Source organism: Nonomuraea sp. H19, from assembly GCF_052068215.1.
GTDB lineage: Bacteria > Actinomycetota > Actinomycetes > Streptosporangiales > Streptosporangiaceae > Nonomuraea.
On sequence record NZ_JBQHCV010000019.1, the window covers coordinates 206265 to 227691 of the forward strand.

Annotated in this window: 17 protein-coding genes; 8 read left to right on the plus strand and 9 right to left on the minus strand. The window is 70.3% G+C overall.

What is annotated here, in order from left to right; genetic code table 11:
* The first annotated feature begins 24 nt into the window (after positions 1-24).
* A complete protein-coding gene (locus ACTMTI_RS36155) occupies positions 25-4005 on the plus strand; it encodes a galactose-binding domain-containing protein (protein ID WP_441125180.1) in 3981 nt (1326 codons plus the stop codon).
* A 146-nt stretch (positions 4006-4151) separates the two neighbouring features.
* Positions 4152-6179, plus strand: coding sequence for a sensor histidine kinase (locus ACTMTI_RS36160; RefSeq protein ID WP_441125181.1), 2028 nt, complete (start codon positions 4152-4154; stop codon positions 6177-6179).
* Between the two features lie 141 nt (positions 6180-6320).
* Here ACTMTI_RS36160 and ACTMTI_RS36165 read toward each other — a convergent pair whose 3' ends face one another.
* Positions 6321-7016 (minus strand): TetR/AcrR family transcriptional regulator, encoded by a 696-nt coding sequence (locus ACTMTI_RS36165; RefSeq protein ID WP_441125182.1) that lies wholly within the window; start codon positions 7014-7016, stop codon positions 6321-6323.
* Positions 7017-7134: 118 nt separating this feature from the next.
* On the opposite strand from ACTMTI_RS36165, the gene ACTMTI_RS36170 reads away from it, so the two are divergent.
* From ACTMTI_RS36170 to ACTMTI_RS36180, 3 genes are read left to right on the plus strand one after another with little or no spacing between them, the layout of a single operon-like run.
* The gene (locus tag ACTMTI_RS36170) at positions 7135-7602 is read left to right on the plus strand and encodes a (2Fe-2S)-binding protein (protein ID WP_441125213.1); all 468 of its coding nucleotides are present in this window, start codon (positions 7135-7137) and stop codon (positions 7600-7602) included.
* On the plus strand, positions 7599-8588 hold the full coding sequence (locus tag ACTMTI_RS36175; protein WP_441125183.1) for an FAD binding domain-containing protein: 990 nt from the start codon (positions 7599-7601) through the stop codon (positions 8586-8588). Before ACTMTI_RS36170 ends, ACTMTI_RS36175 begins: the two co-directional genes overlap by 4 nt.
* Positions 8585-10846: a xanthine dehydrogenase family protein molybdopterin-binding subunit gene (locus ACTMTI_RS36180; protein WP_441125184.1), complete on the plus strand. Its 2262-nt coding sequence runs from the start codon at positions 8585-8587 to the stop codon at positions 10844-10846. The genes ACTMTI_RS36175 and ACTMTI_RS36180 overlap by 4 nt, the downstream gene beginning before the upstream one ends.
* Here the strand turns inward: ACTMTI_RS36180 and ACTMTI_RS36185 are convergent.
* The gene (locus tag ACTMTI_RS36185; RefSeq protein ID WP_441125185.1) at positions 10824-11366 is read right to left on the minus strand and encodes a TetR/AcrR family transcriptional regulator; all 543 of its coding nucleotides are present in this window, start codon (positions 11364-11366) and stop codon (positions 10824-10826) included. The genes ACTMTI_RS36180 and ACTMTI_RS36185 overlap by 23 nt on opposite strands.
* A gap of 84 nt (positions 11367-11450) precedes the next feature.
* Here ACTMTI_RS36185 and ACTMTI_RS36190 point away from each other — a divergent pair, with 84 nt between their 5' ends.
* Positions 11451-11909, plus strand: a complete 459-nt coding sequence (locus ACTMTI_RS36190; RefSeq protein WP_441125186.1) for a DUF1348 family protein — start codon at positions 11451-11453, stop codon at positions 11907-11909.
* On the opposite strand, the gene ACTMTI_RS36195 is transcribed toward ACTMTI_RS36190, so the two are convergent.
* From ACTMTI_RS36195 to ACTMTI_RS36215, 5 genes are all read right to left on the minus strand, one after another.
* Positions 11902-13194, minus strand: coding sequence for an ArsB/NhaD family transporter (locus ACTMTI_RS36195; RefSeq protein WP_441125187.1), 1293 nt, complete (start codon positions 13192-13194; stop codon positions 11902-11904). The two genes, ACTMTI_RS36190 and ACTMTI_RS36195, sit on opposite strands and share 8 nt — an antisense overlap.
* A gap of 9 nt (positions 13195-13203) precedes the next feature.
* Complete coding sequence (locus tag ACTMTI_RS36200; RefSeq protein ID WP_441125188.1) at positions 13204-13803, minus strand: mycothiol-dependent nitroreductase Rv2466c family protein; 600 nt, start codon at positions 13801-13803, stop codon at positions 13204-13206.
* A gap of 71 nt (positions 13804-13874) precedes the next feature.
* Entirely contained in the window at positions 13875-14858 is a 984-nt protein-coding gene (locus tag ACTMTI_RS36205; RefSeq protein WP_441125189.1) for a pectate lyase family protein, read from the minus strand.
* 10 nt (positions 14859-14868) lie between these two features.
* On the minus strand, positions 14869-15876 hold the full coding sequence (locus tag ACTMTI_RS36210) for a pectate lyase family protein (protein WP_441125190.1): 1008 nt from the start codon (positions 15874-15876) through the stop codon (positions 14869-14871).
* Positions 15877-15893: 17 nt separating this feature from the next.
* Positions 15894-17498, minus strand: a complete 1605-nt coding sequence (locus ACTMTI_RS36215) for a pectate lyase family protein (RefSeq protein WP_441125191.1) — start codon at positions 17496-17498, stop codon at positions 15894-15896.
* 385 nt (positions 17499-17883) lie between these two features.
* On the opposite strand from ACTMTI_RS36215, the gene ACTMTI_RS36220 reads away from it, so the two are divergent.
* Entirely contained in the window at positions 17884-18390 is a 507-nt protein-coding gene (locus ACTMTI_RS36220; protein WP_441125192.1) for a SigE family RNA polymerase sigma factor, read from the plus strand.
* Positions 18387-19598, plus strand: a complete 1212-nt coding sequence (locus tag ACTMTI_RS36225) for a hypothetical protein (protein ID WP_441125193.1) — start codon at positions 18387-18389, stop codon at positions 19596-19598. Before ACTMTI_RS36220 ends, ACTMTI_RS36225 begins: the two co-directional genes overlap by 4 nt.
* A 91-nt stretch (positions 19599-19689) precedes the next feature.
* On the opposite strand, the gene ACTMTI_RS36230 is transcribed toward ACTMTI_RS36225, so the two are convergent.
* On the minus strand, positions 19690-20313 hold the full coding sequence (locus tag ACTMTI_RS36230) for a response regulator (RefSeq protein ID WP_441125194.1): 624 nt from the start codon (positions 20311-20313) through the stop codon (positions 19690-19692).
* Complete coding sequence (locus ACTMTI_RS36235; protein ID WP_441125214.1) at positions 20253-21350, minus strand: sensor histidine kinase; 1098 nt, start codon at positions 21348-21350, stop codon at positions 20253-20255. The genes ACTMTI_RS36230 and ACTMTI_RS36235 overlap by 61 nt, the downstream gene beginning before the upstream one ends.
* Positions 21351-21427: the final 77 nt, after the last annotated feature.

Below are 21427 nucleotides of genomic sequence, written 5' to 3' on the forward strand. Positions count from 1 at the left end.
CGTAAAGGGCTGACCTGTTTAGCCGTGTTAGCGCTCACAGTCTCTTTGGCGGCAGCGCCCGCGGCCGCTGTGGACGATCTCGGCCTGCCGGTGTTCACCGGCGCCGACCCGGTGCCTGATGAGCCGGTCGGGTACCACCCGCGCAAGATGATGGAGGAGATCTACAAGAAGGAGAAGGGCGGCGACTCGTACTGGATCGACCGCATGCTGGCCCGTCCTGGCGACGATCCGGCGGGAACGTGGTTGATGTCGCGTGGCCGGGCGCTGTTCATGAAGGAGCACGACCCCAGGAAGATCGGGTTCGGCGGGTACGCGGCGTACTGGGAGAGCATCGACAACCGGGACGCGTACACGATCTCGTTCGGGACCGGCCTGAACGAGGACGTGTCCAAGCGGCTGCAGATGCCCAGCCACTGGAGCGGCCAGTACGCCGGGGACGGGCTCTCGGTCGGGGTGAAGAAGTTCATCACCCACGAGAACGTGGCCGTGACCACGCTGGAGATCACCAACACGGGGTCGGCGGCGCGGTCGGTGCCGATCACCGTGACCTCGCCCTACGCCAAGACCGCCGACGGGGACCGCGAGCTGACCGGCGTCGTGGCGGCCAAGAACAAGCTGACCACGATCTTCCCGAGGCTCAGCGGCGACGGGCTGAAGGCGTCGGACGGCACCCTGAAGGGCTCGGTGACGGTCGAGCCGGGCAAGACCGTGCGGACCAAGGTGCAGATGGGCTTCGTCACCGAGGAGCTGCCGGGGTCGCGCGCCGAGTACGACGGTTACAAGGGCCGCTCGCCGGAGAAGGCGCTGCGGCGCCAGCTCCAGGACTACAACGCCTGGTGGGCGGAGAACATCCCCTACATCGACGTGCCGGACGAGAACATCAAGAAGTTCGTGTACTACCGCTGGTGGCTCATGCGCTTCAACTTCCTCGACGCCGACATCCCCGGGAACGACTACCAGTTCCCGACGTCGGTGGAGGGCGCGCTGGGCTACAACAACGCGATCGTGCTGACCGTGCCGATGTTCGTGCAGGACCTGAAGTACCTGCGGGACCCGATCTACTCGTACGGGCCGTGGGTGTCGGCGGGCGAGGTCTCGCGTAACTCGAAATACACCGACAACCCGGGCGACCCGGAGAACTGGTCGAACAGCTACACGCAGTACATCTCCGCGGCGGCGCTGGAGAGCTACCAGATCCACGGTGGCCAGCCGGCGATCCTGCGCAACCTCGCCCGCTACGCCGAGAAGGACGTCTACGGCCAGCTCGACGCCTACGACTCCAACAAGAACGGCGTCATCGAGTACGCGTGGGAGGCCATGACCGGCAACGACGCCGACGCGGTGTCGTTCCACTTCTACGACCGGGCCAACGAGCGGCTCGAAGGCGCCTACGTGTACGCCAACGCGATGGCGGCGGCGCAGGCGTACGAGCTGTCGGGCGACGCGGCCAAGGCCGCCGAGATGCGCGGCGTGGCCGACAAGGTCAAGAACGGCATCCTCACCCTGCTCTGGGACGAGGAGAACAAGCTGTTCAAGCACCGCGACCTGCAGACGGGCAACCTGATCCCATGGAAGGAGTCGAACAACTACATCCCGTACGCGACGGGCCTGGTGCCGACGGACGACCCGAAATACCGGGAGGCGCTGCGGTTGTGGTCTGATCCCGCGGAATATCCGATCTTCCCGGCGTACACCGCCAACCAGAAGGACAAGGCGGAAGCGGCGGCCCGGGGCATTCCGGGCTCGAACAACTTCTCGCAGATCAACTCGACCCGGAACTTCCAGCTGTTCTCCAAGGCCATGCGCCAGTACGAGACGCCGCACATCACGGCCGACCAGTACAAGCAGCTGCTCTACTGGAACGCCTGGTCGCAGTTCGTCGGCGGGGACACCCGCTACCCCGACGCCAACGAGTTCTGGGCCGACTGGAACAAGACCACCAAGACCATCGGCTACCGCTCCTGGATCCACCACACGATCCTGGGCAGCAGCAACTGGACCGTCATCGAGGACGTCATGGGCCTGCGCCCGCGCTCGGACGGCAAGGTCGAGCTGTGGCCGGTGGACATCGGCTGGGACCACTTCACCGTCAACGGCATCAACTACCGCGGCAACGACCTCACCATCGTCTGGGACAAGCCGGGCGACGGGAAGAAGCACTACGCCGGGGTGCCCGAGGGGTACTCGATCCTGATCGACGGCAAGCGCAAGGTCACCCTGTCCGGCCTGGCGCACGCCGTCTGGGACCCGGCGACGGGCAAGGTCGAGGGCGACCCGAATGTCACGGTCGTGCACGCCGAGAAGGCCGCCTCGATGAAGGCCCCCGCCCAGGTCGAGCTGGCAGGTGACCGCGTCGAGGACCTGTTCCAGAAGGCCGGCGTGGACCTGCGCACCACCCGCCCGAATTTGGTCAAGTCCGCCACCGCCTCCCACGGCGACCCCGCCGGCGCGGTGGACGGGTTCACCATCAACGAGCCGCACTGGGGCAGCAAGGGCTCCGGCAAGCCGCAGGACTGGCTGGAGGTGGACCTCGGCTCGGCCCAGAAGGTCGACCAGCTCAAGCTGTACTTCTTCAACGACCGCAAGGCGGCCGGCTACAGCGAGCCCGCCTTCTACTCGGTGCAGTACCAGGACGGCGACGCCTGGAAGGACGTGCCGAACCTGGCCAGGAAACCGGTCTACCCGCGGGCGAACCTCAACGAGGTCCGCTTCCCGGCCGTCACGGCGCAGAAGCTGCGGGTGCTGGTCACGCACCGGCCCGGCTACGCGACGGGCTTGAAGGAGGTGCAGGCGTATCTGACGGGCGCCGGCACCGGCACGGTCACCAACCGGGCGCCGTACGTGGTGGTCGTGCCCGATCCCACCTTCAGCCGGCCGGGCCAGGCCAGGCTCGACGCGGTGGCCAAGGACGACGCGCTGCCGTCGGGCAAGCTCACCACCCAGTGGACCAAGGTCGACGGGCCCGGCGAGACGTTCTTCACCGACCCGACGGGCACGAGCACGGTGGTCTCGTTCTCCGAGGCGGGCACGTACCGGTTGAAGCTCACCGCCACGGACGGCGAGAAGAGCGGCTCCGCGACCGTGACCGTCACCGCGTCGGCCCAGGCCGCGCAGGTGAACGTGGCGCCCAAGGCCACGCCCACGGCCTCCTACACCTCGCCGTGGGAGAAGGTCACCGCCGTCAACGACGGCATCGACCCGCCGCGCTCCAACGACGGCGCCAACCCGCGCTGGGGCACCTGGCCGCAGCAGGGCACGCAGTGGGTGCAGCTCGAATGGCCGTCGCCGGTGCGGATCAACAAGAGTGACGTGTACTTCTTCGACGACGGCGGCGGCGTGCGCGTCCCCGCCTCGTGGAAGATCCAGCAGTGGGACGGCGACTCGTTCGAGGACGTCACCGGCGTCGCCTCCTACCCGAAGGCGGTCGACGCCTACAACACCGTCTCGTTCGACACCGTCACGACCTCCAAGCTGCGCGTCCAGCTGGAGGCCGGCGGGGCGTCGGTCGGGCTGCTGGAGGCGAAGGTGTACGAGGTCCCGCCGGACTCCGTGCGCCCCGTGCACGTCCCCACCCTGGTCGACACGCTGCCCAAGCTGCCGGCCACCGTGGAGACCCTGTACGCGGACGGCGCCCGCAGCTCGGCCGCCGTCACCTGGCAGCAGGTCACGATCGACCAGGTGAAGACCGGCGGCACCAGCTTCACCGTCGCCGGGCTCGCCGAGGGCGTCCGCCAGCCCGCCCAGGCCACCGTGTACGTCCGGACGACCGCGGCGGTGACCATCACCTCGATCGCCGAGGAGGCGGTCACCACCCGGGCCGGGGTGGCGCCGGTGCTGCCCAAGACCGTCGTGGCGACGTACAACGACGGGTCGAAGGACAGTTCGGTGGCCGTCACGTGGGAGGCGATCGATCCCGGCAAGTACGCCCAGCCGGGCACGTTCACCGTGACCGGCCAGGTGGCGGGCACGTCCGTCGCCGCCAAGGCCACGATCACCGTGGAGTAGCGCCTATCCTGTCCTGGCTCCGTGCGGTCAGCGGGGCCAGGACAGGGCCTCGGCGGTAACGCCGGGGGATTTATCCCGATATTGGGTCATAATCCTGTGACGCTTTGTTGGGATGCGTGCCCGGGATCGAAAGGCGGAGAGCACGGTTGGCTAGATTCGCCGAGATCGCCGGGAAAGTTTCGTTCGCGAGAGCATGCGCCCTCCTCATGGCGGTGGCCTCGCCGGTCCTCGCCGTCGCGGCGGTGCTGATCTGGGCCGGGCTGCCGCCGGAGTGGACGCCGGGCCGGACCATCAGCCCGCAGTCCGCCGTCACCCTGACCTTCCCCGCGGTCGGCGCGTTCCTGATCTTCCACCGGCCCCGGCTCAACCTGGCGTGGCTCATGAGCATCGGCGGCTTCGCGGCCGCCGTCAGCGACTTCTCCAACGCGCTGATGATCCGCACCGCCGCGGACGGCAACCTCGACGTCGCGGGCTGGTTCCGGCTTCCGGTGAATCTCGGGTGGGCGGTGTGCGGGGTGGCGCTCACGATGCTGTTGCCGCTGTACTCGCCGGACGGCCGCCTGCCCTCCCGGCGCTGGCGGGCCGTCCTGCTGCTAGGGTGCGCCGGCATCACGGTCATGCTGGTCCGCGGCACGTTCCGGCTGCCGCCCCGCGAGGGGTACCCGTTCCCCGAGGTCATCCCCAACTCGCTGCACCTCCCCTCGTTGACCCCGTACGCCCAGATGATGGCGGTGGTCGGCTGGACGTGCATCTACACGGCGATGGCGCTGTCGGCGCTCTCCCTGGCGGTGCGGATGCGCCGGGCCGACCCGGTCGTGAGGCGGCAGATCGGGTGGCCGCTGTTCGCGTTCTCCGGCTACATCGTGTTCCTGGTCGCGGGCGCCTTCATACCCGGGCTCAGATGGCCGGTGATCGCGTGGGCGGCGGCCGTCCCGTTCGCCGTGGCGTTCTCCGTGATGCGCTACCGGCTGTTCGGGATCGACACGGTGATCAGCCGCACCTTCGTGGCGGTCGGACTGGTGGCCGCGGTCAGCGCGGTCTACTTCGGCGTGGGCGCGCTGTCGAGCCTGCTGGTCTCCGGCTATGACGAGGTGGCCGGGATCGCCGCCGCGCTGTTCGCGGGCGGGTTCTTCCAGCCGCTGCGGCGCGCGCTGCAGCGCATGGTGGACCTCATGCTGTACGGGGCCGTCGGCGACCCCGCCATGCTCGCCGAGCGCCTGACGCAGGCGGTGCGCCGCGGCGACCCCGCCGAGGCGTTGACCTCGGTGGTGAGCGTGTTACGTGACGGGCTGGCGGTCGAGGGCCTGGCCGTCGAGGTGGCCGACGGCGAGCCCCGCTACGTCGAGAGCGGCCGCGTCGGCGCCGACCCCCGCGAGGTCCCGCTGGTCTGGCACGGCGAGCGGGTCGGCCGGCTGCTCGTCGGCCCACCCGGACCGCGCCGCTTCCCGGCCGCGCACAATGAGCGGGTGCTGGCCGCGCTCACCCCGTACGCCGCCGACGTGGCCCATGCCGTGCGGATGGCGGCCGACCTGCAGCGCTCCCGGGAGCGCATCCTCACGACCCGGGAGGAGGAGCGCCGGCGGCTGCGCCGCGACCTGCACGACGGGCTCGGCCAGACCCTCTCGGCGATGGCGATGACCATCAACATGGCCCGCCTCAGCTTGAAGAAGTCCCCGGACGCGGCCGACGAGCTGCTGCGGGAGCTGCACTCGGGCATGAACGCGGTCACGGCGGACATCCGCGAGCTCGTGTACGGCCTGCGCCCGCCCGCACTCGACGACCTCGGCCTGGACGGGGCCGTGCGCCGGCTGGCGGGGCAGTCGCCGGCGGCGGTCGAGGTGTCGATCGAGGGCAGCCTGTCCGACCTGCCCGCGGCCGTCGAGGTGGCGGTCTACCGGATCGTCCAGGAGGCGCTCACCAACATCGGCAAGCACGCCGACGCGTCGTTCGTCCGGATCGCGCTGCAGCGGGAACCGTCGGGGATACGTGTGCTGATCGCCGACGACGGCAAGGGGCTGCCGGGGTCGTACCGGGCGGGGGTGGGGCTCGGCTCGATGCGGGAACGGGCCGCGGAGCTGGGCGGGATCTGCGTGATCGGCAGCGAGCCGGGCGCGGGAACCCGCGTCGAGGTCATGCTCCCGCTGCTGTCCGCGCCGACCGAGGCGTTGACCTGAGCATCATGTCCACGGCGGGTGCGAGCACCATCCTGCTCGCCCTGCCCGCCGACCCGCTGCCCACCGCCACCGCCTTCGCCGACCTGGCCGCTGCGGCCGTCGTGACCCGCCCCGGCCGGTAATCTCGCGGAGGCCCGCCGTTCAATCTCGCGGAGGCGCGCCGTCTATCCGGGTGAGACTCTCGCTCGACCGGAGCGCCGGGAGGCCTGCGGCGATCGCGCTGAGGAGGCGGATCATTGTGGGCTGCAGCGGGCGGCAGGCGGCGGCGAGGTCCGGGTCCTGGGCGTAGAGCTCGGCCAGCGTCGGGGCGGGGTTGGCGACGGGATAGAGCATCCCGGCCAGGCCGACGGCGGAAGAGGCGAGCTCCACGCCCTCGGACTCCGTCAGGTCCGTGACATCGGCGACCTGCCTGCCGACGTCGGTGATCACGTCCAGCACGGCCCGCTTGAACGTGCGCGCCGCCGGCACCGACACGTTGTGCTCCAGGCTGGTCGCGGTGTGGCTGAGAAGGTCGCAGAACAGCGGCCGGTCGGCGAGCGTCTCCGTCAGCGCCCGCACCACGTCGGCGCTGCCGGTAGCCTCCCGCAGGCGGGCGGCGACCGCCTCCGCCCACCGGTCCCATTCCTCCGCGGCCAGGTGGAGGTAGATCTCCTCGCGGGTGCCGAAATAGCGCACGACGTTGGACTTCGCCAGCCCGACGGCCTCCGCGACCGCCCCCAGGCTGACGTTGCGCACGCCGGAATCGGCGGCGAGCTGCCGGGCGGCGGCGAGGATCGCCTCGCGCCGCTGCTGCTTGTGCTCCGGCCGCCTGGCCCGGACGAATGCCGACCGCGTCATGTCGCCTGCCAGCATACGGCCCCGCGTGTAACAGAACACCGTCCTCTTGTTAAGGGAACAGTGTTCTGTTAGCGTCGGACCGAGTTCCAGTGGAAGGAAGAGCGTGACCGAGATACAGATGCGGGTGAACGGCGTCGAGGAGAAGCTCGAGGTCGAACCGTGGGTCAGCTTGCTCGACGCCCTGCGGGAGCGCTTGGGGGTGACCGGCCCGAAGAAGGGCTGCGACCAGGGCGCCTGCGGCGCGTGCACGGTGCTCGCCGACGGCGTGCGGATCAACGCCTGCCTGGCCCTGGCCGTCCAGTACGCGGACAAGGAGATCACCACGATCGAGGGGGTCGCGCCGCATCCCCTGCAGGAGGCGTTCATCCGCCACGACGGCTTCCAGTGCGGCTACTGCACCCCGGGCCAGGTCTGCTCGGCGATCGCGATGCTGGCCGAGCACGCCGCGGGCATGCCGAGCGCCGTGACCGGATCCGGCCCCGCCACGCTGGACGACGCCGAGATCAGGGAGCGGATGAGCGGGAACCTGTGCCGCTGCGGCGCCTACAACGGCATCGTCGACGCGATCAAGGAGGTCGCGGGATGAGGCCGTTCGCGTACGTCAAGCCGGCCGACCTCGACGCAGCCGTCCACGCGGTCGCCGGCGATCCCGGCGCGCGCTTCCTCGGCGGCGGGACCAACCTGGTCGATCTGATGCGGGAGGGCATCGAGCGGCCGGACACCGTCGTGGACGTCACCGCGCTGCCGCTCGACGAGGTCATCGAGCTGCCCGATGGCGGGCTGCGCATCGGCGCGCTGGTGCGCAACAGCACGCTGGCCGCCGACCTGCGGGTCCGCAACCGCTATCCGGTGCTTTCGCAGGCGATACTCTCCGGCGCCTCGGCCCAGCTCCGCAACATGGCCACCGTGGGCGGCAACCTGCTGCAACGCACCCGCTGCCCGTACTTCTACGACCGGGCCTCGGCCTGCAACAAGCGCGAGCCGGGCGCCGGCTGCGACGCATTCGGCGGCGTCAACCGCTCCCACGCCGTCCTGGGCGTGAGCGACAGCTGCATCGCCACGCATCCCTCCGACATGTGCGTGGCGCTGGCCGCCCTGGACGCCGTCGTCGAGGCACGCAGCGTGCGCGGCACGCGCCGGATCCCCCTGGTGGACTTCCATCTGCTGCCCGGCGACACGCCGCAGAACGAGACCGCGCTCGCCGCCGACGAGCTGATCACGGCCGTCGAGCTGCCGCCGATCGCGGCCCCTTCCCGTTACCGCAAGGTCCGGGACCGGGCGTCGTACGCGTTCGCCCTGGTCTCCGTGGCCGCGGCGCTGGAGGTGCGGGACGGGACGGTGACCGCGATCCGCCTGGCGCTGGGCGGGGTCGCGCCCAAGCCGTGGCGGGCGCACGAGGCCGAGCGGCTGCTGCTCGGCGGCCCGGCGACCGAGGAGGCGTTCCGGCGCGCGGCCGACGCCGAGCTGGCGCCCGCGACCGTACGGCCGGGCAACGCCTTCAAGGTCGAGCTGGCCCGCGCCACGCTCGCGGCCACGCTCCGCGAGCTGAGCACCGGAGAGGACGCGGGATGACCACGAAATACGCCGAGACCACGGCGCACGAGAAGTACGTGGGCCGCCGCGTCGACCGGCTCGACGGCCGCGCCAAGACCACCGGCGAGGCCCGCTACGCGGCCGAGTACTCCTACCCCGGCCTGGCCTACGCCGCGCTCGTGCACGCGACGATCCCCCGGGGCCGGATCACCGCCATCGACACCGCCGCCGCCCGCGCCGTGCCCGGCGTGATCGCGGTGCTCACCCACGAGAACGCCCCCGCCATGAAACCCGCGCCCAAGGTCAGCATGATGGACCTCAGCACGCTTGTCATCGGCACGTCGGTCAACTACCTGGCCACCGACGAGGTGCACTGGAACGGCCAGCCGGTGGCGGTCGTGGTCGCCGAGACGCCCGAGACCGCCCGGCACGCGGCCTCCCTGGTGCGGCCGGCGTACCAGGAGCTGCCCGCCGCGGTCGACTTCGCGGCCGAGGAGCCGAACGCCATCCCGCAGAAGAGCAGCGCGCTGCAGTCGGGCGGGGCCGACAAGGGCGACGCGCGGGCGGCTCTGGCGGCCGCGCCGGTGTCGGTGGACCTGCGCTTCACCACGCCGCCGCACCACCACAACGCGATCGAGCCGCACGCGACGACCGCCGTGTGGGACGGCGACCGCCTTACCGTGCACGAGGGCTCGCAGGCCATCACGTGGATGCGCAAGCACCTCGCCGCCCGGTTCGGCGTCCCCGAGCAGGGCATCCGCCTGCTGTCCCCCTACGTGGGCGGCGCGTTCGGCGGCAAGACCATGGTCTGGGCGGGCACGCTGCTGGCCGTGCTGGCGGCGCGGGCGACCGGCCGGCCCGTACGGCTGGCGCTCACCCGCGCGGGCGTCTACCACACGGTCGGCGGCCGCACCCCCAGCACGCAGCGGGTCGCGCTGGGCGCGGACCCGGACGGGAAGCTGACCGCGCTCATCCACACCAGCGTGGCCAGACTGGGACGGATCGGCGGCATGCCGGAGCAGATCACCTCCGCCTCGCGGCACCTCTACGACGTCCCCGACATCCACCTGCGCCAGAACATCGTCCAGCTCGACCTGCTCGCCAACACGGCCATGCGGGCGCCGGGGGAGTCCATCGGCACCTTCGCCCTGGAATCGGCCGTGGACGAGCTCGCCTGCGAGCTGGGCATGGACCCGATCGAGCTGCGGATGCGCAACGAGCCCGCGCGCGACCCGATGAGCGGCAAGAGGTTCGCACACCGGATGCTGCGGGAGGCGTACGCGCTGGGGGCCGAGCGGTTCGGCTGGCACGAGCGCGACCCGCGGCCCGGCTCGATGCGGGACGGGCGGTGGCTGGTCGGCATGGGGGTCGCGACCGCGTACCATCCGGCGTTCCAGCTTCCCGCGAGTGTCACCGTGCGGCTGGGCGCGGACGGCGGGGTCGTGGTGCGGTGCGGCCTGCACGAGATGGGCATGGGCGCGGCGACCGCGCAGGCGCAGATCGCCGCCGACGAGCTGGGCGTGCCGCTGGAGTCGGTACGCGTGGAGTACGGCGACTCCGACCTGCCGCCGGGCCCCGCCGCGGGCGGCTCGGCGCAGACCGCGAGCGCGGCCGCCGGCGTGCTGGCCGCCTGCCGCAAGCTGAAGCAGTCCGTGCTCACCCTGGCGCGGCGCGCGCCCGAGTCCCCGCTGCGCGGCCGCCGGCTGGACGACCTGCAGGCCCGCGACGGCGGGCTTTACCACGGCGGGAGCGGCGAGACGTACGCGGCGATCCTGGCCAGGGCGGGCCGCGACCACGTGGAAGCCGCGATCAAGGGGAGCATGGTCAAGTTCCTGGCGAAGATGCTCCGCGACCAGCGGCGCTGGGTGAAGGCGGCGAGCGGGGCACAGTTCTGCGAGGTGCGGGTCGACCGGGACACCGGTGAGGTGCGCGTGTCGCGCTGGGTCGGCGTGTTCGACGTCGGCCGGGTCATCAACGCCAAGACGGTGGACAGCCAGCTGCGCGGCGGCATCGTGATGGGAATCGGCATGGCGCTGTCGGAGGAGACCCTCGTCGATCACCGTACCGGCCGGATCATGAACCCGAGTCTGGCCGAGTATCACGTGCCCGTGCACGCCGACATCCCCCGCATCGATGTGCACTGCCTGGACGACCCGGACCCGACCATGCCCCTGGGGCTGATCGGGGTGGGCGAGGTCGGCATCACGGGGGTCGCCGCCGCCGTGGCCAACGCCGTGCGCCACGCCACCGGCAAGAGGGTCCTCGACCTGCCCATCACCCTCGACAAGCTGCTGTGAGAGAGGCGGGGGCCCGGGCGGCCGCCCGGGCCGCCGCCGTGCCCGGCGGGCTCACCATCGCCGTGACGGTGGCGCCGTCGATCAGCACGAGCAGCTGCTCGGCGAGCAGGTCGGGATCCTCCGCCTCCGCCGCGAGCCCGCGCAGGTAGTCGCGCAGCCGCTGTTTGTGCCGCCGCACCACGTCCCGTACGGCGTCGGACGTGGTGCCCAGCTCCTCGTAGGCGTTGACGAAGCCGCACCCGCGGAAGTCGTCCTCGCCGAACCACCGCTCCAGCCACGCGAACACGGCGGAGATCGCGTGCTGCCGTTCGGCGACGTACGTGGTGAGCGAGGACATCCACCGCTCGTCCCGCCGCTCCAAGTAGGCCACGACCAGCGCCTCCTTGGACGGGTAGCACTGGTAGAGGCGCTTGAGCGACACGCCGGAGGCCGCCCGGACGTCGTCCATGCCCACCGCTCGCACGCCGCGCCGGTAGAAGAGCTCGCCCGCCGCCGCGAGGACCCGCTCCGCAGGCTCCATGGAGACCTCCGCTTGCTGGGGAGAACGGTCGTTCTCTAGGCTATCCGGGAGAACGCCCGTTCTCTGTCCGTCCGAGGAGGCCCCATGTCCCGCCCGCCCGTCCCGCCGTTCACCGAGGAGACCGCCCGCATCAAGGTCCAGGCCGCCGAGGACGCCTGGAACACGTGTGACCCGGACCGGGTCGCGCTCGCGTACACGGAGGACTCCGTCTGGCGCAACCGCGACCAGTTCCTGGCCGGCCGCGACGAGATCAGGGAGTTCCTGCGCCGCAAGTGGGACAGGGAGCTGGACTACGCCCTGCGCAAGGAGCTGTGGGCGGTGCTGGGCGACCGCATCGCGGTCCGCTTCCAGTACGAGTCGCGCGACGCCTCCGGCCAGTGGTGGCGCAGCTACGGCAACGAGCAGTGGGAGTTCGACCAGTCGGGGCTGATGCGGCGCAGGGAGGCGAGCATCAACGACGTCCGCATCGAGGCCGCCGACCGCCGCATCTTCGGCCCGCGCGGCGACGACGAGCGCGGCGTGGACGTCCTGCCGCTCAGGTGAGGTAACGCAGCCACAGGTACGGCACCGACAACGCCACGGTCACCAACGTCACGACCAGCCCGTACCGGGTGAACTGCCAGAAACTGATCGGGGTGCCGTTGCGGGCGGCGATGCCGAGGATCACCACGTTGGCCGCCGCCCCGACGGCCGTGGCGTTCCCGCCGAGGTCGGCGCCGATGGCCAGGGCCCACCACAGCACCTGGGCCGGGCCGTTGCCGCCGTTGGCCTGGACGAGGTCGGCGACGATGGGGCTCATGGTGGCGACGTACGGGATGTTGTCGATGATGGCCGACAGCCCGGTCGAGGCCCACAGCAACAGCATGGTGGTCAGCGCGAGCCGCCCGTGCGTGGCCTGCGCGGCGGCCTCGGAGATCTGGCGGATCACCCCGGTCTCCACCAGCGCCCCGACCATGACGAACAGCCCCGCGAAGAACACCAGGGTCGGCCACTCCACCTCGCGGATGGCGTCCTCGGTCGTCACCTTGGTCGCCGCCACCAGCACCCCGGCCCCGAGCAGCGCCACCACCGACGGCTCGTAGTGCAGCACCGGATGCAGCACGAACGCCACCATCACCAGCGCCAGCACGGCCAGCGACTGCCAGAGCAGCCTGCGGTCGGCGATGGCCTCGCGCTCGTTCAGCGTCATGATCTCCGCGGCCAGCTCGGGGTCGTACCGGAACGACTTCCTGAACAACCACCGGCACAGCCCGGCGAACACGGCGACCAGCACGACGATCAGCGGCGCCATGTGGATGAGGAAGTCGTTGAAGGTCAGCCCGCCGCGGCTGGCGATGATGATGTTCGGCGGATCACCGACCAGCGTGGCGGCGCCCCCGATGTTGGACGCCATGGCCTCGGCGATCAGGAACGGCGCCACCGGCAGCGCCAGCCGCTCGCACACCAGGAACGTCACGGGCGCGATCAGCAGCACGGTCGTCACGTTGTCCAGCAGCGCCGACGCGGACGCCGTGATCAGGATCAGCAGCACCATCAGCCGGTACGGCCTGCCTCTGGCCCGCTTGGCCGCCCAGATGGCCAGGAACTCGAACACGCCGGTCTGTTTCAGCACCCCGACGATGATCATCATCCCGAGCAGCAGGAAGATCACATTCCAGTCGATCCCGGAATGCTCGTCGAAGAACGCCGCGCCCGCGTCGGTGGCGTGGATCAGCAACATGATCCCCGCACCGCCGAGCGCCGCCGCCACCCGGTGCACCTTCTCGGTGGCGATCAACGTGTACGCGGTGAGAAACGCGGCCACCGCCACCCAGGCCGTTACGGTCACGCGGGCACATTAGTCCAGTTTGGGTTCTTCGTGCGGTTTGCCCTTGAGTTCATGGAAGCCCGGGGTCCCGGCCACCAGCAACGTGCCGTCCCAGAGCCGCCCGGCGTCCTCCCCGCGCGGCAGGCGCGACACCACCGGCCCGAAGAACACCACGCGCCCACCGTCGACGGAGACGATGGGGGTGCCCACGTGCTCGCCGATCAGCCCGATGCCCTCGGCGTGCGAGGCCCGTACGACGTCGTCGTAGTCCGTGGACATGCCGGCCTCGGCCAGTTCCACCGGCAACCCGGCCGTCGCCAGTGCCGTGCGCAGGTCGCCGATCCAGTCGCCGGTGCCGGTCGTCCACATCGCGGTGTACAACCGCCCCAGCGCCTCCTGCCCATGATCACGTTGCACGGCCGCGCAGACCCGCACCGGGACCCACAGGTACCCCTCCGGGTCGCCCTCGGGATCGTCGTCCCGGCCCTCGTTGAGCACCGACAGGCTCATCACGTGCCATCGCACCTCGACCGGCCGCACCCGCTCCACCTCCAGCAGCCACCGGGAGGTGAGCCAGGTGTACGGGCAGGACGGGTCGAACCAGAAGTCCGCCACCACAGTGCCGCTCATGATCACCACAATACGGGAAGGCCGCCGCCCGGTACGGTACGGGCGGCGGCCACAGAGGCGATCAGCGCAGGTCAGAGGCCGATCTTGCCGACCCCGGCGCCGGCCTGGACCTTCGCCGGGACGGTCGCGGGATCGTCGAGCGTGTAGGGGTAGTAGGTGCTGGGCTCCACGACGGTGCCGGCCGTTTCCGGCGCTCCCGAGTTGACGTACAGGTTGCGCCGTTCGACCACCCGTCCCGGATCGCTCTCCGCGTAGCCGACGTGGATCGGATGGGCGACGTTCTCGAAGTAGTTGCCCTCCACCAGCACGCCGGCGTTCTGCGTGGACGCGATGCCGTACAGGGAGTTGTTGCGGTAGTAGTTGTTGAACACGTGCACCGGCTCGCCGAAGCGGGCGCGCGGATGCCGCTGGTCGGTGCCGTCGAAGAAGTTGTGGTGGTAGGTGACCTTCAGCTTGCCGATGTCGGCGGTGTAGGTGTCGGAGTGGCCGAGCAGCATCGCTTTGCTGTGGCTGTGGAACTTGTTCCAGGAGATGGTGACGTAGTCCGACTCCCGCTTGACGTCCAGCAGGCCGTCGTAGCCGTTGGACAGGTCGTTGTGGTCGATCCACACGTGGTGGGCCTTGTTGGTGACGCTGATGGAGTCGTCACCGGCGTCGGTGAACTTGATGTTGCGGATGATCACATTGTTGCCCGGCCTGGTCGTGGAGCCGAGCTGGAGGCCGCCGCCGGTGATCTCGGCGGTGCTGCCGACGCCGAGGATGCTCTTGTTGGCCACCACGGTGATCATGCCGCTGACCTGGATGCGGCCGGTGATGCGCAGGATGAACGCCCCGGCGCGCCCGGCATAGTCCTTGAGCTGGGCGCCCGTGGTGATGGTGACCTCGGTGCCGCCCGCGCCGCCGGTGGTGCCGTTCTGGCCGAGGGCGTTGACGGAGGCGAACCCGATCGGCCCGTCCGCGGCCGCGGACGAGGCGGGTGCCGATAACGGCGTCAGGGAGATGATCAGCGCAGCCGCGGCGGCCGTGCGCCACGGTTTCCGGATAAGGGTGGACATCGCGGCCTCCTCAGATCTTCCCGACGCCGGCGCCGGCCGGTACGACGGTCGGCACGGTGCTGGCCGGGTCGGCGGTGTAGGGGTAGTAGGTGCGCGGCTCGGTCACCGTGCCCCGCGTCTCGATCTCGTGGTTGCAGTCGACGAGGATGTTGTCGCGCTGGACGATGCGCCCGAGGTCGCCACTGAACTCCACCCGCCCCGGGTTGTTGACGCTGAAGAAGTAGTTGCCCTCCATCAGGACCTTGGCGTCGTTCGTGGACGCGACGCCGTAACTGTTGTCCCGGTAGTAGTTGTTGTAGACGTGCACCAGCTCGGAGAACCGCACGCGCGGATGCCGCTGGTCGGAGGCGTCGAAGTAGTTGTGGTGATATGTCACCCGCAACCGCCCGATGTCCTGCGGCCCCGCGTCCTCGTCGTGGCCGAGCAGCAGGGTCTTGTCGTGGTCGTGGAACCGATTCCAGGACACGGTGACGAAGTCCGAGCCCCGCTTGATGTCGACCGCGCCGTCGTCGCCGTTGGAGAAGTCGTTGTGGTCGATCCAGATGTGATGGCTGAACATCTGCACGTTGATCAGGTCGTCCGTCGCGCCGGAGAAGGAGATGTTGCGGATGATGATGTTGTGCACGGCGTTCGCGGGCGGCGACGTCACGTCGTCGTCGACCGGCAGCCCGATGTTGAGCCCACCGCCGACCAGGGCGGCGTTGCCGCCGAGCCCGATGATGGTCTTGTCGGAGGTCACGTTGTGCATGCCGTCCGTCGAGCCGGTGGGCAGGGTGATGGTGCCGCTCACCTGGATGACGTACGGCCCCGGCCGGGCGATGTAGTCGAGGAACTGCTGGGTCGTGGACACGGTGACGGTGGGGCCGCCTGCGCCGCCCGTGGTGCCGTTCTGGCCGAGCGCGTTGACCGTGGCGAACCCGATCATCGGATCCGCCGCCTGGGCGTGGGCCGGGGCGCTCGCACAGGTCACGTACACCAGGAGCGCGGCGAGCATCCCGAGCCATTTCGAAGGTCGCATGATCGCTCCTCTGAGACTCAGATCTTGCCTACTCCGGCGCCCGCGGTGACCGCCGCCTTCACGCCGTTCGGGTCGTCCAGGGTGTAGCTGTAGTACGAGCTGGGCTCCTGCACGCTGCCGCTGCAGTCAGGCGCCCCGGACTCGTCGACGAACACGTTGTTCCGCGCCACACACCTGCCGCCCGGCCCCGCGTACGAGTTGCTCACCGGCTCCTCGACCCGCTCGAAGTAGTTGCCCTCGACCAGGCAGCCGGCGTTCGCCTGGCAGGCCACGCCGACGTCGGTGTTGTAGACGTAGTAGTTGTTGAACACGTGCACCGGCTCCCCGAACCGCACCCGCGGGTTGCGCTGCGGCGTCCGGTCGAACCAGTTGTGGTGGTAGGTGACCTTCAACCGGCCCACGTCCTGCGCGTCGTTGTCGTCGTCGTGGCCGAGCAGCATGGTCTTCGTGTGGTCGTGCACGTGGTTCCAGGACACGGTGACGTACGACGATCCGCGCTTGATGTCGACCAGCCCGTCGTAGCCGTCGGCGAGGTCGTTGTGGTCGATCCAGATGTGGTGGGAGAACATCTGGACGTTGATCGAGTCGTCGGTGGCGCCCCTGAAGACCAGGTTGCGGATGATGATGTTGTGCACGGCGTTCGCGGGCGGCGAGGTGATCGCGTCATCCGGGGGGAGGCCGATGTTGAACCCGCCGCCGGTGATGCCGGAACTCGCGCCGACGCCGACGATCGTCTTGTCGGAGGTGACGTTGTGCATGCCGGCCGGGACCGTGATCATGCCGCGTACGCAGATGTTCAGCGGTCCGCTCTGCCCGATCGCCGAGATCAGCTCGGCGGCCGTGTCGACCTCCACCGTCGGCCCGCCGGCGCCGCCCGTGGTGCCGTTCTGACCCCAGGCGTTCACCGACGCGAACCCGGTGGGCGTGCCGGAGCTGGAGCACGAGCCGCCAGGCGGCAGCGTCGGGGTGGTCGGCGGGTCGGTCGGGCCGCCGATGTCGCTGACCAGCACGTCGTCGAACGAGGCGCTGGCGTAGTAGCCGGCCAGCCCCGTGCGTCCGGAGCCGAACGTGGCGTCCGTCGCCGAGACGACCTGCACGTGGTTGACGAAACCGCGCAGCGTGCTGCCGAAGGCTTCCAGCCGGAGCGTGTACCAGGTGCCGGGTGTCACCGTGGCCGCGGCCGTGGCGATCGTGGCCGGGGCGCCGCCGGTGCGCTTGCCCAGGATGACCGAGCCCGCGTTGCTCAGCCCGAGGAAGTAGTAGCTGCTGGTGCTCTGTGCCCTGGCCAGCACCGCGACGTGCCGCCCGGAGCCGTTGAACGCGATCGGCTTGACCCGCGCCTGCACCGCCTGGTCCGCCCAGCCGGCGCCGGCCACCGCGCGGGCGTCCGCGCTGGTGCCGGACTGCCGGTACGTCAGGGAGCCGTCGGTCACCACCGACCAGCTACCCCCGGACCTCGACCAGCCCGTGCTGTTCCCGTCCTCGAAGTCGTCCCCGAACAGCGTCGCGGCCGACGCACTGGGCACCCCCAGCAGCACCAGCGCCGCGGCCGTCGCCGTGGCGATGCTCGCCGCGAGGGCGGCGAGTGCTAAGCGGGTCTTGCGTGCTCTTCTCCTGCGCACCGTAGGGCCTCCGGTTGTGATGGCAGTGATGGCGACCGGACGCGCCCACGCTCCTGCGAGCGATGTACGCGCCGGTTCGCAGTGATGGCATGACCGTGGAACCCGCTGGTTGTGAACGGGTTCCTCACTGGATGTTGTGTTGCGCGTAAACTCGCGAGCTTCACACCTTTATGCAACCGATTGTTAGGAGAGTCAATGAGGTGCGGTGTGCAGTTTTGTTGCAATCGGTTGTTGCAAGCGATCAGGCCGTCTGCTGTGAATCGAGGTGCAACGGTCCAACGGTGAGATCCAGATCGTGCAAGCGATTGTAAGAACGCGCGGCCGTGCAACAGTTTCCGCGGTCGGCTCCTCTTGGAGGTGAAGGAACGACGAAGGGCGAGAACCGTTGGAAGGCGATCCCCGTTTCGCAGAGTTCGTCGCCGAGCGCGGCGACGCACTGCTGCGCTACGGCTACGTGCTGGCCGGCAATCCGCACGACGCGGCCGACCTGGTCCAGGAGGCGCTGCTGAAGCTGCGCGGTGCCTGGCACCGAGTGCGCTCGAAGGAGAATCCTGAGAGCTTCGTGCGTACGACGATGGCCAGGCTGCACATCGCCGCCTGGCGGCTGCGCAGGCGCGAACTGCTCGCCTGGGACCTGCCGGACCGCGCGCACCACGACCCGCTGCCCAGCGGCGACGAGCGCAGGATGTGGCAGGCGCTGGCCGGGTTGCCCCGTAAACAGCGCGCGGTGCTGGTGCTGCGCTACTACGAGCAACTCGACGACACCGAGATCGCCGCCGTGCTCGGGATCTCCCGCGGCACGGTCCGCAGTCAGGCCTCCCGCGCGCTGGACAAGCTCCGCTTCGCCACCCCGAGTGAGCAAAGCCCGACGACCAGGGGGAACACCCGATGAACGACGTCGAAGAGACCCTGCGCAGGACGTTCGGTCAGGCGGCCGAGCAGGCGCCCCGGCTGCCGGGCCCGCTGCCCGCCCGGCTCGAGAGCATCCACCTGCGCAGGAGGCGACGGGCCCGGATGGCGCTGGCCGCCGCGGCGGTCGTGCTGGTCGCGGGCGGCACGGCGGCAGTGCTCCGCGGCGGTGACATCACGACGGCCGTGCAAGATGCGGCCGCGTCGGGGCGAGGCGCCACGAGGCCGTCCGAGCATGTGGAGCGGGTCTGGCCGGAGGCGGTCCGGAAGATCCCGGCGAAAGGGCCGGGCGGGGAGGCGTGGCGACCGGTGACGTTCATCGACGATCGCACGCTGCTGCTCGTGACGGCTTCGGCGGGACCCGAAGGGGAGGCGACCGCCGTGTACTCCTACGACCTCGACAGCAATGCGCACCGCAAGATCGCCAATATGCCGGGGCCCGAGAACAGGTCGAGCTTCGCCGGCGGGTTCGCCGTCGGGGGCGGTCACCTGGTCTGGTGGACCTCGACGAAGGACCGCATCGCGCACCTCTGGGCCGTGCCGGTAGAGGGGGGGAAGCCCAGGATCGTCGCCGACCACAGCATCAAGGAAGGCGACGGCAGCGGGATCGACTCGCTCTCCGTGGTCGATGACAAGATCGTCTTTTCTCTCTATGTGGGCGGCGTCTTCACCGTTCCCGTCGCGGGCGGCACGGTTCAGCCGGTCGAGGGCGGCGCCGGGATGCATGTGCTGGCCTGGCCGTGGGTCGGCACGCCAGGAGTGGGAGGCGAGCCCCACGGCGCCCCGTTCGGCCGGATCCGGAATGTGGAGACCGGTGAGACCAGAACCGCCGTCATCCATCCGGGCGAGGAACTCCGCATCTGCGGTGTGACCATCTGTCTCGGCGAAACCCAGGACGGTAAGAACTTCTTCCGGCAGCGTGACGGCTCATCGCAGAAGAACGTGCCCGACGTCGTGAGCCCGGTGATCCCGCTGACCCAGAACCGTTTCTACGTCTCGCCGTACCTCGGAAGCGGGGGCCCTGCTGGCGTGGGCCTCCATGACCTGGACCGCGGGAAGTCGGCCGATCTGGGCATTCAAGGGGAGAGCGGCGGTTTCATGATGATGCCGTCCGCGGACCCGACGGGCAGGCTCCTCAGCTACACCATCGGCGACGACCTCTACCTGATCGACCTGGCCGAGATCCGGTAGCCCCTACGGGGCTGCACCGTGAAGACATCACCAGCACACCTTGGGATTGCGACGCCCCGGCGGCCGCGCCCTCTGCCGACCGCCGGCATCGCTAGGCTCTGCCGCTGGCCCAGGCCCAGGCGGCGATGGCGACCCGGTTCCGGGCGCCGGTCTTGCGCTGGATGACGGAGATGTGGTTCTTGACCGTGCCGGGGGAGAGGAAGAGCTCTGCTGCGATCTCGGCATTGGTCTTGCCGTGCGCCACCAGTGCCACGATCTCGTCCTCCCGCTCGGTGAGGACGACGCTCGGCGTCTCCTGCGGCAGGCCGCGCTGACGCAGGAGCCGGACGGTGAGCTGCGGGCTGATGAGCATGTCGCCGTTCATCGCGGCCCGGATCGCCTCGACGAGAAGGGTGGGGCCGGACCGTTTGAGCACGAAGCCGGCGGCGCCGTGCCGCAGCGCCGCGTGGACGTACTCGTCGAGCCCGAACGTGGTGACGATCACGACGTGGATGCCGGTGTCGGCCAGGGCGCGGGTCACCTCGATGCCGTCGGCTCCGGGCATGCGGATGTCGGCGAGCACGACATCGGGCCGGATCGCCGTGGCGGTGTCGATCGCGGCGCGGCCGTCGGCGGCCTCGGCCACGACCGTCATGTCGGGCTGGGCGTCGAGGATCATGCGGAAGGCGCTGCGGATGCCTTCCTGGTCGTCGGCGATGAGGATTCGGGTGACCATTCCGGCGATTGTGCCAGCGGCAGGCGGGCCGTCAGCGACCACCCTTCCGGTATGGCCCGAGTGACCAGCTCGCCGCCCTGCGCCTGGACGAGCGCGGTCAGGCCGGGCAGGCCGGAGCCGCCCCGCCGGCCGCTACGCGTGCGGCGCACGCCATCGTTGACCATCGTGATCTCGAGGACTCCGGTCTCGGCGCTGACGCCGAGCTCGACCCGCCTGGCGCCGGGAGCGTGCCGCCGGACGTTGGTCAGTCCTTCGACCACGATCCGGTAGGCCAGGACCGCGGTCTCCGCCGGAACCGGCACAGCCGCATCCATACGCAGGTGGACCTGCGCCGGGCCGGCGACCGAGAAACGTTCGGCCGCCTCGCGGATGCCGCTCAGGTCGCCGGCGGGAGTGAGGGGCCGGCCGTGGTGCAGCATGTCCAAGGTGCGATCCAGCATCGACAAGGCCCGCTGGCCCGCGGCCTCGACGCGTTCGAGGGCCTGCGACGCATCGCCCGCGACCCGGCCCGCCTGGGCGTGCGCCACCATCTCGCTGATGTCGTGGGCGACGAAGTCGTGCAGATCTCTGGCCAGCTGCAGCCGCAGCGTGGTGCGCATGCCGGCCACCGCGCGGTCCTGGCGTACATCGAGAAAACGCAGGTAGGCGCCCACTCCCGCGGCGATCAACGCGCCCAGTCCCCAGAACGCGCACACGCCCACCCCTTCCAGCGGCGAAGCGGGCGTGAAGAATCGCAGCAGCCAGGTGGCCGCGCCCAGGCCCGCCGCCGGCGCGGCCAGAGCCGCCTGCCGCACCGGCGCGTACCGGACGGTCAGGCCGGTCAACGTCATGAGCGCCACGCTCTCGATCATCCCTGGCGCCTCGGCGCCCCCCGCGGGCTGCGCCACGCCGATGACATGAGCCAGGGTGATGGCCAGGGACACGGCCGCGGCCACGCAGGTCAGCGCGGGCAGTCGTGGCCTGAGCCGCGGCCGGTACAACGTGGTCGCCGCCACCGCGACGGGAACCAGCACCGACACCAAGGACGCAACCCACATCAAGCTCACCAGATGGACGATACGCCCGCCCGGAGATCCGCCTACAGGTGCCGAACGGCACGTTCGCCAGCGGCAAG